Source organism: Streptomyces maremycinicus, from assembly GCF_001184025.1.
GTDB classification, from domain to species: Bacteria; Actinomycetota; Actinomycetes; order Streptomycetales; family Streptomycetaceae; genus Streptomyces; species Streptomyces maremycinicus.
The window spans coordinates 286,251-299,244 of record NZ_BBYG01000013.1; the positions used below are offsets into that span (position 1 = coordinate 286,251).

Sequence of the window (12,994 nt, forward strand, 5' to 3'; positions counted from 1 at the left end):
ACATACGACGTCCGTCACTGTAATCGAACAGGGCTCCGTTCCGGCCCTGTGCACGGGCTGTCCGGTGGAGGGGTGATGAAGACCTGGTGGGGTAAGGACACCGGCATGACCACCCCCACCACACGTATCCCTCACGCGTCACGCGTGCTTCCGCTCACCGCCACCCTCCTCACCGGGACGGTCGCGCTCTACATGCTTCTCGTCGCCTTCGGGAACATCACCGACTTCGGCACGAACCAGCAGTTCGTGCGTCATGTGCTGGCGATGGACACGACGTTCAAGGACGACGACGTGATGTGGCGGGCGGTGACGAGCAAGGGGCTCCAGGACACCGCCTACGTCGCGATCATCGCGTGGGAGACCGTCGCCGGGGTGGTGCTGGCCGCCGGGACGTGGTTCTGGGCGCGGCGCGACCTCATACGCGGCCGGGTGCTGTCCACGTACGGGCTGGTCATGGTGATGCTGCTGTTCGGCGCCGGGTTCATCGCGATCGGCGGGGAGTGGTTCTCGATGTGGCAGTCGGACACCTGGAACGGGCTCGACGCGGCGACCCGGGCGTTCCTGTTCGCCGGGGTCGTGCTGATCGTCGACCAGTTGCCGGCCGGACAGGCGCCGGACGAGCGGGCGTGACGCCCCCGGCCGCGGGCCCTATTCGACGACCCTGACCTTCGTCCCCGTCTCGCCGAACGCCCAGAGCGCCGTCCCGTCCGCCTTCGCCATCCGGATGCCGCCGGTCTGCGTACCGGCGGCTGCCGGGGGCGGCGAGGAGCCGTCGACTGCGTTGGAGAAGGCGATGTTGACGCCCGAGGTGGCGGAGAAGTACACGATGTGCTCGATCGCCACGCCGTCGGAGCCCGTGGTGGCGTCCTTGCGGAGCGAGACCGTGAAGCTGCCGACGGCCGGGTCGACCGTGCCGGGCCAGACCGTGAAGGTGCGGCGGGCGGTGTCGTCCGCGTCGACCAGCCAGACCCGGTGCTGCCCCAGCGAGTAGACGATCCGCCGGCCGGTGCCCGAACTGCCGGGCACCTCGGCCGTCTTGGGGGTGGCCGACGGTTTCGGCGAGGCCGAGGGCGGCGCGCCGGCCGACGCCGAGGCGCTCGGCTTCGCCGCCGACGCCGTCGGGTGCGGGCCCTGCTCGGCCTGCGCCGTCAGGAAGACGACCGCGGCGATCGCGCCGGCCGTGAGTCCGGTGACCCAAACCCAGGAGGGAAGCCGTCGGGCAGGCACGGGCACGCATCTCCTCAGCTACGGGACCCCTCCGGTCGGGGCCCGATCATCGTACTGCGAGGGGCCCGCTCCCCGATCCCTGAGTGGTCCCGGAGTGATCCCGGAGTGATCCCGGAGCGGACCCTGAGAGGTCGCTGAGCGGTCGCCGACGGGTCGCTCAGTCCAGCACCGGCAGCAGGTCCGGCAGATGCCCGTCCGACGCCGAGGCCGCCCGCCGCCGTTCCTCCGGCACCTCGCCGTACAGCGTCGTCCGCGGCCTGGCCGGGCGGCCCGCCGCCTCCGCCACCGCGATCAGGTCCTTGACCGACTTGTAGGAGCCGTACGACGAGCCCGCCATACGGGAGATGGTCTCCTCCATCAAGGTCCCGCCGAGGTCGTTGGCTCCCGAGCGGAGCATCTCGGCCGCACCCTCGCCGCCCAGCTTGACCCAGCTCGTCTGGATGTTGGGAATGTACGGGTGCAGCAGCAGCCGGGCCATCGCCGTGACCGCCCGGTTGTCCCGCATGGTCGGGCCGGGGCGGGAGATGCCCGCCAGGTACACCGGCGCGTTGGTGTGGATGAACGGGAGGGTGACGAACTCCGTGAAGCCGCCGGTGCGCTGCTGGATACCGGCCAGCGTCCGCAGGTGGCCCAGCCAGTGCCGGGGCTGGTCGACATGGCCGTACATCATCGTCGAGGACGACCGGATCCCGAGCTCGTGCGCCGTCGTGACGACCTCGATCCAGGTCGCGGCGGGCAGCTTGCCCTTGGTCAGCACCCAGCGGACCTCGTCGTCCAGGATCTCCGCCGCCGTGCCGGGGATGGAGTCCAGGCCCGCTTCCTTCGCCGCCGTCAGCCACTCGCGGATCGACAGGCCGGTACGGGTCGCGCCGTTGACCACCTCCATCGGCGAGAAGGCGTGCACGTGCATGCCGGGGACGCGCTCCTTCACCGCCTTCGCGATGTCGAAGTAGGCGGTGCCGGGCAGGTCCGGATGGATGCCGCCCTGCATGCACACCTCCACCGCGCCCAGGTCCCAGGCCTGCTGGGCGCGGTCGGCGACCTGGTCCAGGGAGAGCGTGTACGCGTCGGCGTCGGTGCGGCGCTGCGCGAAGGCGCAGAAACGGCAGCCGGTGTAGCAGACGTTGGTGAAGTTGATGTTCCGCGTGACGATGTACGTGACGTCGTCACCGACGGCCGAGCGGCGGACGTCGTCCGCGACGCGGCACAGCGCGTCCAGGGCCGGGCCGTCCGCGTGGAGCAGGGCGAGGGCCTCGTCGTCGGTGAGCTTCGTCGGGTCGTCGGCCGCCGTCGCGAGGGCCTGGCGCACATCCGTGTCGATGCGCTCCGGGACCATGCCGGGGGCGGCCGCCTCGCGCAGCGCGCCCCAGTCGCCGTACACCTCGTCGAAGTCGTCACGGCGGTCGGAGGTCCGGCCGTCGGTGTCGATGGTGCGGTGCAGGTCGGTACGGCCGGACGGCACGAACACCTCCTCCGGCTCCTGCCAGGGACGGCCCTCGACGACCGCGTCCGGCACGGCGAGTCCCGTCTCCGGGTCGGCCAGCGCGCGCACGTGCGGCAGCAGCCGCGGGTCGAGCCAGGGCTCGCCGCGGCGCACGAACTCCGGGTACACGCAAAGACGTTCCCGCAGCTCGAAACCGGCCGCCGCCGACCTCTCGGCGAGTTCGTCGATCTGCGGCCAGGGACGCTCCGGGTTCACGTGGTCGATGGTCAGCGGGGACACCCCGCCCCAGTCGTCGACGCCCGCCCCGATCAGCCGCTCGTACTCGCTGTCGACGAGGTTCGGCGGGGCCTGGAGATTGGCGGCCGGGCCCATGATGTGCCGGGCCACCGCCACCGTCGCGACCAGCTCGTCGAGTTCCGCGTCCGGCATGCCCCGCATCGCGGTGTCGGGCTTGGCACGGAAGTTCTGGATGATCAGTTCCTGGACGCCGTGGTAGGCGCGGGAGACCTTGCGCAGCGCGAACAGCGACTCGGCCCGCTCCTCGAACGTCTCGCCGATCCCGATCAGCAGTCCGGAGGTGAAGGGGACGGAGGAACGGCCGGCGTCCTCCAGGACGCGCAGCCGGACGGCAGGCTCCTTGTCCGGGGAACCGTGGTGCGGGCCGCCGGGCTCGGACCACAGCCGGGTGGCGGTCGTCTCCAGCATCATGCCCATGCTCGGCGCGACCGGCTTCAGACGCTGGAAGTCCGTCCACGACATGACACCCGGGTTGAGGTGCGGCAGCAGCCCCGTCTCCTCCAGGATGCGGATCGAGATCGCGCGGACGTAGGCGATCGTGTCGTCGTAGCCGTGCGCGTCGAGCCACTCGCGCGCTTCCGGCCAGCGGTCCTCCGGCTTGTCGCCGAGGGTGATGAGGGCTTCCTTGCAGCCGAGGGCGGCACCACGACGGGCGATGTCCAGCACCTCGTCGGGGGACATGAACATCCCGTGTCCGGCGCGGCGGAGCTTGCCGGGGACGGTGACGAACGTGCAGTAGTGGCACTTGTCCCGGCACAGCCGGGTCAGCGGGACGAAGACACTCTTCGAGTACGTGATGACACCGGGCCGGCCGGCCGCCGCCAGACCGGCGTCCCGCACCCGGGCGGCCGAGGCGGTCAGGTCCGCCAGCGCCGCACCCCTGGCCTGGAGCAGCACCGCCGCCTCGCCGACGTCCAGGGCGACGCCGTCCCGGGCCCGTTTGAGAGCGCGACGCATGGAGTTCTCGGTGGGGCCGGAGGTCGGACCGGGGCCGGTTCCGGAGGTCGCGGAAGTCGTCATCCTTCGAGCATACGATCACGTTTTCCGGGCCCGGGGCGGACCGGGGCCCCGGGCGGCATCGGCCGGGGTGCGCGGGGCGCCGGCCCGGACGCCGGTCCGCGGACTCTGAGTACGCGTACCCATCCCCCGTGCGCGGCCGTACCGATGCCCCGCGCACCCCGGCCGATCTACGGTCGCCGCATGCCCGAGAAGACCGACACCGACACCGACGCCGCCGCCCCCACACCCGCACCCGCACCCGTCCCCGTCCCGCCCCGCCGCTCGACCGCGCGGTCCCTCGGGATCGGCTGCGCGGTGCTGGTCGCCGTACCGCTGGTCCTCGTCCTCGCCTTCGTCGCGTGGATCGCCGTGGTGACGAAGGACGCCTCGGACTTCCCGCGCGCAGCTCCCGAGGAGATGGTGAACCGCGCCGTCGACCGTTCCCGCGAGGCGTACGACGTCCTCGGGTTCACCCGCACCATCAGGCCCGGCGTCGAGAAGATCGGGGTCTCCAGCGAGAACACGGTCGGCGCGAACTACTGCCGCCGGGGCGGCCTGACCGACGAGGCCGTGGACGGCGCCTTCAGCATCAGTCACAGCTGGGCGCTCGACCACGTCCCCGCCGAGCGGGCGGTCCCCGGCCTGCGCCGGCTGCGCGACCATCTCGAGGACACCGGGTGGGACATCACCTCGTACCGGGAGAACGTCTCCGGCGACTACTGGGAGCTCTACGCCTCCCGCTCGGACGGCGACGAGCGCGTGTCCTTCCAGTGGTTCGCGGACCGCGACTACTTCACCGGCGGCGCCTCCACGCCCTGCGCCGTGGACCCGGACTGGCGCCAGGGCGACGACCAGCCCGCCGGGGAGCGGCTGTGGCCGCCCGCCTTCGGGCCCTCGGCGAAGAAGGGCTCCTAGCGGGACCGGGCTCAGAGGGACCGGGCTCAGCGGGACCGGGCCCGGGGGTACGGCGATCGGGCCTAGAGGTACGGCGTGTACCCGTCGAGCAGGCCCAGCGCCTCGGCCTCGCCCACCGGCGGCAGTTGCACCACGACCTCCTCGATGCCCAGTCCGGCGTAGTACGCGAGCTTTCCGGGGGACGGGTGGACGGCGTACGGCACGACCTGGAGGGCGTCCGGTTCGCGGCCCGCGTCCGCCCACGCCGCGCGCAGCACGGGCAGCGCCTCGGACAGGCCCCGGCCGCCGATCGGCAGCCAGCCGTCGGCGTACTCACTGATGTGCGAGAACAGCTTCGGCCCGGCGGCGCCGCCGATGAGGGTGCGGGGGCCGACGACCGGCCCGCGCGGCTTCTGCACCGGCTTGGGGTACGCCGTGCTGGCGCGGACGCTGCCGTACTCGCCCTCGTACGCCGTGGGTTCCTCCGCCCACAGGGCCTGCATCAGCCGCATCCGGTCCCGGACCAGCTCGCGGCGGGTGCGCCACTCGACGCCGTGGTCGGCGGCCTCCTCCACGTTCCAGCCGTAGCCGAGGCCGAGGGTGAGACGGCCGCCCGAGAGGTGGTCGACGGTGGCGATCTGCTTGGCGAGGTCGATCGGGTCGTGCTGGGCGACGAGCGTGATGCCGGTGCCGAGGCCCAGGGTCTCCGTCACCGCCGCGGCCTGGCCGAGGGCGACGAAGGGATCGAGGGTGCGGCCGTACTCGCGGGGCAGGTCGCCGCCCGCGGGGTAGGGGCTGGTGCGCTCGACGGGGATGTGCGTGTGCTCGGGCAGGTAGAGCCCGGCGAAGCCGCGCTGCTCCAGCTCACGGGCGAGGCGGATGGGGGTGATCGTCTCGTCGGTGAGGAAGATCGTGACGGCGATGCGCATGGGGGGCCTTTCGCTGTGTACGGCTCTGTCGACGGCGTCGTCGCGGGTGACGTTCCCATCTCTACCTGCGGGACGGTCCCCTGTCCATACCGACTGGTCGGCATCGGCTCCGAACGCGCCGGGGGTGTCGAGCGGCCACCTGTCCGGCTCCGCGGGAGGCCGGTAGGCCATGGCTCGGGCGAGCTGTTCGCGCCGCCCGGCGTCCCCGCTGAACCGGCTGTACGTGGACGCGGAGCACCGCCGGCGGCGCGACCCCTTCCTGCGGGCCGAGGACGCCCGATGGACGCGGTGGTCCGAGCACTCCGGGGACTCGCCGGTCTGATCCGGATCGAGGAGGACGGGCGGGTGTCGGTCACCGGCGCGGGTGCGGACACGCCCGGACGCCGGAGCACCCGGTCCCGGCCGCCGTGCTGGTCACGCTGCGCGGACGGACCGGCCCCCGGGAGGTCATCGAGGACACGGCCTAGAGGATCGCCGTCTCCTCCTCCGCCAGGTCCGCGACCACCGCCGCGTGGTCCGAGGGCCAGACCCCGTCCACGGGGCCGTGGCCGGCCCGCCGGATGTGCCGGACGTGGCCCTCGCCGACCGGGCCGGGCGGGCCCACATGGATGTAGTCGATGCGGACGGCGGGTTCCAACAGGCGGGCCGCGTAAGGGTTCTCGGGACTCCAGGTGGCGCCCGGGGCGGCCGGGTCGGCGTAGTCCCAGGCGTCGTGGAGGACCAGGCCGGGGACGGCTCCAGCGGTCCTCGTGCCGCCGAACAGGCGGATCTCGTCGGAGTCCGGCCAGGCGTTGAAGTCGCCGGTGACGACGGGCGGGAAGGGCGTGCCGCCGCGGTGCCGGGCGACGAGTTCCGCGAGAGCGACGACCTGTTCGCGGCGCACCGCCGAGGCGTGCGGGGCCGACGTGAGGTGGGTGGTGAAGAAGGGAATGTCGAAGGCGGGGGCGGCGACCCGTGCGTAGAGGGCCGCGCGGCCGTCGGCGAGGTCGGCGGGGGCGGGCAGCAGCAGGGTCTCCCGCTCCACCACCGGCCAGCGGCTCAGCACCGCGTTGCCGACGTCGACCGAGCCGGCGTCGGGGTCCGCGATCCGCTTCCGCCAGCGTTCGGGGGCCGGTGAGGGGGCCCAGGCGCAGTGCAGCCCCAGTTCCTCGGCCAGCCACTCGGCGAGGTTCTCGGCACCGGCCGCCCACACCTCCTGGAGTCCGACCACGTCGGGTTCCAGCTCGCGCAGCACGGCCAGCACGGCCTTCTGGCGTTCCCGCCAGGGGCCGAACCGCCACCACAGGTTCCAGGTCACCACTCGCATGTGCAGCCACCCGCTCTCGTCACGCCGACGGCGTCGGGGACCATTGAAGCAACAAACCTGTGCGCGAAGGAGTCCCACGGATCATGGCCCGTTCCAGCGACCTCCGTTTCCGCGCGACCACCGCCTTCCAGCGGTACGTCGCCAACCCCCTCACGCGCCGTCTGCCGTTCCACACGCTGCTGGAGACCACCGGCCGGGTCTCCGGTCTGCCCCGGCGCACCCCGCTGGGCGGCCGGCGGATCGGTGATGTCTTCTGGCTGGTCTCGGAGTTCGGCGAGCGGTCGCAGTACGTCCGCAACATCCAGGCCGATCCGCGGGTGCGGGTGCGGATCGGTGGGCGGTGGCACCACGGCACCGCCCACCTGCTCCCCGACGACGACCCGGTCGCCCGGCTGCGCACCCTGCCCAAGGCCAACAGCGCGGCCGTGCGGACCCTCGGGACGGGTCTGCTCACCGTCCGGGTGGATCTGGCGGACTGAGGGTCCTCACCCCGGCCACACGATCGCCTGCACCTCGCTGTAGGCGTGCAGCGCGTACGAGCCGACGTCGCGGCCGACACCGCTCCGTTTGAAGCCGCCGAACGGCGCCTCCATGTTGCGGCCCACGGTGTTGATCCCGACGCCGCCGGCCCGGAGGCGTCGCGCCACCCGGAAGGCCCGGGCGACGTCCGCCGACCAGACGTAGTCGATCAGGCCGTAGTCGCTGTCGTTGGCCAGGGCGATCCCTTCCTCCTCGTCGTCGAAGGGGATGACCGTGACGACGGGACCGAAGATCTCCTCGCGCGCCACCCGCATGTCGTTGGTGCAGTCGGCGAGGAGGGTCGGCGCGACGAAGAAACCCCTGTCCAGGGCCGGCCGTTCGCCGCCCGCGACGACCACCGCGCCCTCCTTCCGGCCGAGTTCGACGTACGACTCCACCCGGTCCCGGTGGGCGGCCGAGATCACCGGGCCGACCACGGTGTCCGACGCCCGGGGGTCCCCCACCTTCAACCCGGCCGCGTAGGCCGCCAGTTGCTCCACCAGCCGGTCGTGGACCCGGCGCTGGGCCAGCACCCGGGTCGGTGCGGTGCAGATCTGGCCGCTGTAGAAGGAGAACGTGGTGCCGATGCCGGCCACCGCCGAGGCGAGGTCCGCGTCGTCGAGGACGAGCGCCGCGCCCTTCCCGCCGAGCTCCATCAACTGCCGCCGCATGTCCCGGCCGCACACCTCGGCGATGCGCTGCCCGACCGCCGTCGAGCCGGTGAAACTGACCATGTCGACGTCCGGCGACGACACCGCCGTCTCACCGATCCCGACCGCGCGCCCGGAGACGACGTTCACCACCCCGCGCGGCACCCCCGCCGCCTCCAGCGCCTCCGCCATCCGGTACACGGACAGCGGGTCCTGCGGGGCCGGTTTCACCACCACCGTGTTGCCCATGGCGAGGGCGGGGGCGACCTTGCCGGCCGGGTTCGCCCACGGGTTGTTGTACGAGGTGACGCAGGTGACGACCCCGACCGGCTGGCGGACGGCGACCGCGCCCATCACGCCCGCCCTCCCCATCGGTCCGGCCTCGTTGATCTGCGGGGGGATCGGCCATTCGGCGGGCTCCACGCGCGCGTAGCGCCGGAAGCGGGCCACGCCCACGCCGACCTGCATCCCGCGCGCCGTCCCGGTCGTGGCGCCGGTCTCCGCCTGGGCCAGTTCGGCGTACGGCAGCAGCCGGGCGCGCATGATGTCGGCCGCCCGGCCCAGGATCGCCGCCCGTTCCTCCGGCGGGGTGCGCGACCAGGGCCCGAAGGCCTCCCGGGCCGCCGCGCAGGCCGCGCGCACCTGCTCCCGGGAGGCCTCCGGAGCCCGGCCGACGGTCCCCTCGGTCGCCGGGTCGACGACCTCGTAATGGCCGCCGTCGGGCTCCACCCAGACACCGCCGACGAACAGCCGCTGCCCGTCGCCACCGCCGGCGCGGCCGGCGCCACCGGCCGTCCCGCCGGTCACCTCGTGCTCACCGTCCTGGTGTCCCGCCCCGAGCGCAGCACCCGGCCCGGGACGGCGCCGGTCACCGCGTCGTCGCGGATGGCCGCCACCCCGTTGACCCAGACCGCCCGGACGCCGATCGCCTTCGAGTCCAGCCGCGGGCTGTCACCCGGCAGGTCGTGCACCAGGGTGGCCTTGCCCGCGTCGATCCGCTCCGGGTCGAACAGGACCAGGTCCGCGTGCCAGCCCTCCCGGATCCGGCCCCGCTCCCGGAGGCCGAACAGCCGCGCCGGGTCGTCCGTCAGCATCCTCACCGCCTGCTCCAGGCCCACCAGCTTCCGGCCGCGCAGACAGTCGCCGAGGAAGCGGGTGGTGTAAGGCGCTCCGCACATGCGGTCCAGGTGCGCGCCCGCGTCGGAGCCCCCGAGCAGGACGTCCTCGTGGTTCCAGGTGTCGGCCCGCAGCGCCCAGGAGTCCGGGTCGTTGTCCGTCGGCATGGGCCACAGGACCGTACGCAGCTCGTCGGCGGCGCAGATCTCGACCAGACAGGCGAAGGGGTCCAGGCCGCGTTCGGCGGCGATGTCGCGGACGACCCGCCCGGTGAGGCCCTCGTTCGCCGCGCTCCAGGTGTCGCCGATGACGTACCGGCCGAAGTTCGTGAGCCGCCGGAAGACGCCCGCCTCCTTGGAGTTCGCCCGTCGCAGCAGCTCCGCCCGCACCTCCGGGTCCCGCAGCCGCTCGATCCGCTCAGGGACCGGCAGGCCGAGGACCGGCCCCCACCCCGGGATCAGGTTCAGCGCGCAGAAGGTGCCCAGGGACATGTTCATCGGCGTGAGGATCGGCATGGTCAGCGCGACGACCCGGCCGCCGGCCTTCCGCGCCCGTTCGCTCGCCATGAGCTGCCGGGGCACGCGTTCCGGGACGGCGGCGTCGACGGTGAGGACGTTCCAGTTCAGGGGGCGTCCGGCGGCGGCGCTCATCTCCACGAACAGATCGATCTCGGCGTCGCTGAACTGGTCGAGGCAGCCCGCCACGATCGCCTCGATCTGGGTGCCCTCGTGCTCACCGACGGCCCGGGACAGCGCGAGCAGTTCCTCCGGCCGGGCGTGCCGGGACGCGACCGGTTGTCCGTCCCCGTCGGAGTGCGTCGAGGACTGCGTGGTGGAGAATCCCCACGCGCCCGCGTCCATCGCCTCGTGCAGCAGCCGGACGATAGCGGCCAGTTGCTCCTCGCTCGGCTGCCCGCCCACCGCGTCCGCGCCCATCACGTACCGGCGCAGCGCGCAGTGCCCGACCATGAACCCGGCGTTGACGGCGATCCGTCCCTCCAGCGCGTCCAGGTACTCCCCGAAGCCGTGCCAGCTCCAGGGTGCCCCCTCCTCCAGGGCGACCAGGGACATGCCCTCCACCTTGGACATCATCCGCCGCGTGTAGTCGGCGTCCCCGGGACGGTCCGGGTTCAGCGGCGCGAGCGTGAACCCGCAGTTCCCGGCCGCGACCGTGGTCACCCCGTGGTTCAGGGACGGGGTGGCGTACGGGTCCCAGAAGAGCTGGGCGTCGTAGTGGGTGTGCGGATCGACGAACCCGGGGGCGAGGACGAGCCCGTGCGCGTCCTCGCTGGTCCGCGCCTCCTCGGTGACCGACCCGACGACGGCGATCCGCCCGTCCCGGATCCCGACGTCGCCGACGAACCCGGGCACACCCGTCCCGTCGACGACGGTCGCGCCCTTGATGACGTGATCGAGCATGAGGGCTCCTCCTCAACTCCGATGCGATGGGCGCCCGGCAGGGGCGCGGGGCTGTATCGCAGTGCGGCTCCGCCGCGTGGGCGCGGCCGGCCACGACGGACCCGCGGCCGCCGGGCGGCCCGCACCCCGGACGACCACGCGCCCGCAGGTCCGCGACAGCGACTACGCTCCTTGCCGGAACCGCGTCGTCCGATGGACGGGATCCGTGTCGATCTTCGGAATGACCTGCTCCCCGATCAGCCGGATCGTCTGGAGCGTCTCCTCCTTCGGCACCCCCACCGGCAGCCCGAAGGACAGCTGATCCGCCCCGGCCTGCTCCCACCGCTTGCACTGGCGCAGCACCTCGTCCGGGTCGCCGCAGATCAACAGCTCCTCCTCGACCAGGAGTTCGACGAATTCGGCGTTGTACTCGGGCAGCGTCTCCGGCCAGACCGGGAAGCCCTCGGGCCGCGGGAAGGTGTCGTGGTAGCGGAACACCAGCGAGGGCAGATAGTGCAGCCCGCCCTCGACGGCGATCCGGATCGCCTCGTCGTGGGTGGGCGCGCAGATCGCCGTCGTCGTCACCATCACGTTGTCGTTGACGAAGTCGCCGACCGGCTCGGCGTTCACCACCGCCGTCTTGTACTGCTCCAGCACCCATTCCATGTCGGACACCTTCTGGATGCTGAAGCCGAGCACCCCGAGACCCTTGCGGGCGGCCATCGCGTACGAGGGCGGCGACCCGGCCGCGTACCACATCGCCGGGTGCGACTTCCCGTACGGCTTCGGCAGGATCTTGCGCGGCGGCAGCTGCCAGTGCTTGCCCTGGAAGCCGACGTACTCGTCCTGGAGCCACATCTTCGGGAACTCGGCGATGGTCTCCTCCCAGATCTCCTTCGTGTGGTTCATGTCGGTGATGCCGGGGAGGAAGCCGAGGATCTCGTGCGAGCCGGCGCCGCGCCCGCTGCCGAACTCGAAGCGGTTGCCGGTGAGATGGTCGAGCATGGCGACCTTCTCGGCCACCTTCACCGGGTGGTTGACCTGGGCGAGCGGGTTGAAGATGCCCGAACCGAGGTGGATGCGGTCGGTCGCGTGGGCGAGGTAGCCGAGGAAGACGTCGTTGGCGGAGAGGTGCGAGTACTCCTCGAGGAAGTGGTGCTCGGAGGCCCAGGCGTACTTGAAGCCGGACTTGTCCGCCTGGATGACGTACTCGGTCTCCTCCATCAGCGCCTTGTGTTCGGCGAGCGGATCGGTCTCGGCGCGCTTGCCCACGTATCCCTGTACAAAGAGCCCGAATTCCACGGAGGTTCACCGTCCCGGTTCCTGGATCGCGGTTAACTGACGGTTCGTCAGATTCTGCGGATGCCGCCGACTGTGGCACCCGGTACCGGGATGGTCAATAGCTGACGGTCACTCAGATGACCGAGACGCCTGCCAGCCATCCCCCGTCGATCACGAACGGCTGCCCGGTGATGTACGACGAGTCCTCCGAGGTGAGGAACAGGGCGAGCCGGGCCACCTCGTCCGCGCGGCCGATCCGCCCCAGGGGCACGAGCTTGCGGTAGAGGGAGTCGAGGGCGCGGGTCGTCTCCTCGGGGTCGGCGTCCGGCTCCAGCCTGGACGGGTTGGACATCGCGGTGTCGACGGCTCCGGGGCACACCGCGTTGACCCGGATACGGCGCGGCGCCAGCTCCAGCGCGGCGACCCGGGTGAGACCGAGCACGGCGTGCTTGCTCGCCGCGTACGCGCCGACGGCCGCCATGCCGGTCAGCCCGGTGTAGGAGGCGGTGTTGACGATGGTGCCGCCGTCGGACAGATCCGGCGCGGCGGTCCGGATCCCCAGGAAGCAGCCGACCTGGTTGACCCGTACGACCTGCATGAACTCGTCGAGGGGGGTGTCGACGAGCGCGTTGAAGCGCAGGATGCCGGCGTTGTTGACGAGCCCGTCGAGACGGCCGTACGCCCGCTTGGCCTCCCGCACCGCCGCCACCCATTCCTCCTCCACCCCCACATCGAGATGCACGTACAGCGCGCCGATCTCCTCGGCGAGCGCCCGGCCCTGCTCGTCGAGCACATCGGCGACGACCACCTCGGCCCCCTCCTCCCGGAACAGCCGCGCCTCCTGCTCGCCCTGGCCGCGCGCCGATCCGGTGACGAGGACCACCCGTCCGTCGAGCTTGCCCATGCCGGCTCCCTTCGCATCGGTGGAGCTCAGC

At 72.3% G+C, this 12,994-nt stretch carries 12 protein-coding genes; 4 read left to right on the top strand and 8 right to left on the bottom strand.

The features are described 5' to 3' along the window. The first annotated feature begins 105 nt into the window (after positions 1-105). The gene (locus AOQ37_RS16940; RefSeq protein WP_062645587.1) at positions 106-630 is read left to right on the top strand and encodes a DUF2165 domain-containing protein; all 525 of its coding nucleotides are present in this window, start codon (positions 106-108) and stop codon (positions 628-630) included. Positions 631-648: 18 nt separating this feature from the next. On the opposite strand, the gene AOQ37_RS16945 is transcribed toward AOQ37_RS16940, so the two are convergent. Next, positions 649-1,233, bottom strand: coding sequence for a L,D-transpeptidase (locus AOQ37_RS16945; protein WP_062645363.1), 585 nt, complete (start codon positions 1,231-1,233; stop codon positions 649-651). 151 nt (positions 1,234-1,384) lie between these two features. Then, positions 1,385-3,988 (bottom strand): bifunctional FO biosynthesis protein CofGH, encoded by a 2,604-nt coding sequence (locus tag AOQ37_RS16950; protein ID WP_062645364.1) that lies wholly within the window; start codon positions 3,986-3,988, stop codon positions 1,385-1,387. A gap of 180 nt (positions 3,989-4,168) precedes the next feature. Here AOQ37_RS16950 and AOQ37_RS16955 point away from each other — a divergent pair, with 180 nt between their 5' ends. Then, complete coding sequence (locus AOQ37_RS16955; protein WP_062645365.1) at positions 4,169-4,882, top strand: hypothetical protein; 714 nt, start codon at positions 4,169-4,171, stop codon at positions 4,880-4,882. Positions 4,883-4,944: 62 nt separating this feature from the next. On the opposite strand, the gene AOQ37_RS16960 is transcribed toward AOQ37_RS16955, so the two are convergent. Continuing rightward, a complete protein-coding gene (locus AOQ37_RS16960) occupies positions 4,945-5,790 on the bottom strand; it encodes an LLM class F420-dependent oxidoreductase (protein WP_062645366.1) in 846 nt (281 codons plus the stop codon). Positions 5,791-5,959: 169 nt separating this feature from the next. Between AOQ37_RS16960 and AOQ37_RS40455 the strand changes: the two genes are divergently transcribed. Next, positions 5,960-6,112, top strand: coding sequence for a hypothetical protein (locus AOQ37_RS40455; RefSeq protein ID WP_159401346.1), 153 nt, complete (start codon positions 5,960-5,962; stop codon positions 6,110-6,112). Positions 6,113-6,253: 141 nt separating this feature from the next. On the opposite strand, the gene AOQ37_RS16965 is transcribed toward AOQ37_RS40455, so the two are convergent. After that, positions 6,254-7,096, bottom strand: coding sequence for an endonuclease/exonuclease/phosphatase family protein (locus AOQ37_RS16965; RefSeq protein WP_062645367.1), 843 nt, complete (start codon positions 7,094-7,096; stop codon positions 6,254-6,256). Positions 7,097-7,179: 83 nt separating this feature from the next. On the opposite strand from AOQ37_RS16965, the gene AOQ37_RS16970 reads away from it, so the two are divergent. Continuing rightward, the gene (locus AOQ37_RS16970) at positions 7,180-7,575 is read left to right on the top strand and encodes a nitroreductase/quinone reductase family protein (RefSeq protein WP_062645368.1); all 396 of its coding nucleotides are present in this window, start codon (positions 7,180-7,182) and stop codon (positions 7,573-7,575) included. A 6-nt stretch (positions 7,576-7,581) separates the two neighbouring features. Here AOQ37_RS16970 and AOQ37_RS16975 read toward each other — a convergent pair whose 3' ends face one another. The 4 genes from AOQ37_RS16975 to AOQ37_RS16990 all read right to left on the bottom strand — a co-directional run bounded on the left by AOQ37_RS16975 (position 7,582) and on the right by AOQ37_RS16990 (position 12,963). Further along, positions 7,582-9,072 (bottom strand): aldehyde dehydrogenase family protein, encoded by a 1,491-nt coding sequence (locus AOQ37_RS16975; protein ID WP_062645369.1) that lies wholly within the window; start codon positions 9,070-9,072, stop codon positions 7,582-7,584. Continuing rightward, positions 9,069-10,799, bottom strand: coding sequence for an N-acyl-D-amino-acid deacylase family protein (locus AOQ37_RS16980; RefSeq protein ID WP_062645370.1), 1,731 nt, complete (start codon positions 10,797-10,799; stop codon positions 9,069-9,071). Before AOQ37_RS16980 ends, AOQ37_RS16975 begins: the two co-directional genes overlap by 4 nt. A 162-nt stretch (positions 10,800-10,961) precedes the next feature. Next, positions 10,962-12,080: an LLM class flavin-dependent oxidoreductase gene (locus tag AOQ37_RS16985; RefSeq protein WP_078890219.1), complete on the bottom strand. Its 1,119-nt coding sequence runs from the start codon at positions 12,078-12,080 to the stop codon at positions 10,962-10,964. Between the two features lie 112 nt (positions 12,081-12,192). Beyond that, a complete protein-coding gene (locus AOQ37_RS16990; protein ID WP_062645372.1) occupies positions 12,193-12,963 on the bottom strand; it encodes an SDR family NAD(P)-dependent oxidoreductase in 771 nt (256 codons plus the stop codon). Positions 12,964-12,994: the final 31 nt, after the last annotated feature.

Excerpts from the sequence above, each read along its gene's own strand:
- AOQ37_RS16940 (WP_062645587.1), top strand. The coding sequence starts at position 106 with ATGACCACCCCCACCACACGTATCCCTCACGCGTCACGCGTGCTTCCG.
- AOQ37_RS16950 (WP_062645364.1), bottom strand. The coding sequence starts at position 3,988 with ATGACGACTTCCGCGACCTCCGGAACCGGCCCCGGTCCGACCTCCGGC.
- AOQ37_RS16955 (WP_062645365.1), top strand. The coding sequence starts at position 4,169 with ATGCCCGAGAAGACCGACACCGACACCGACGCCGCCGCCCCCACACCC.
- AOQ37_RS16960 (WP_062645366.1), bottom strand. The coding sequence starts at position 5,790 with ATGCGCATCGCCGTCACGATCTTCCTCACCGACGAGACGATCACCCCC.
- AOQ37_RS40455 (WP_159401346.1), top strand. The coding sequence starts at position 5,960 with ATGGCTCGGGCGAGCTGTTCGCGCCGCCCGGCGTCCCCGCTGAACCGG.
- AOQ37_RS16965 (WP_062645367.1), bottom strand. The coding sequence starts at position 7,096 with ATGCGAGTGGTGACCTGGAACCTGTGGTGGCGGTTCGGCCCCTGGCGG.
- AOQ37_RS16970 (WP_062645368.1), top strand. The coding sequence starts at position 7,180 with ATGGCCCGTTCCAGCGACCTCCGTTTCCGCGCGACCACCGCCTTCCAG.
- AOQ37_RS16980 (WP_062645370.1), bottom strand. The coding sequence starts at position 10,799 with ATGCTCGATCACGTCATCAAGGGCGCGACCGTCGTCGACGGGACGGGT.
- AOQ37_RS16990 (WP_062645372.1), bottom strand. The coding sequence starts at position 12,963 with ATGGGCAAGCTCGACGGACGGGTGGTCCTCGTCACCGGATCGGCGCGC.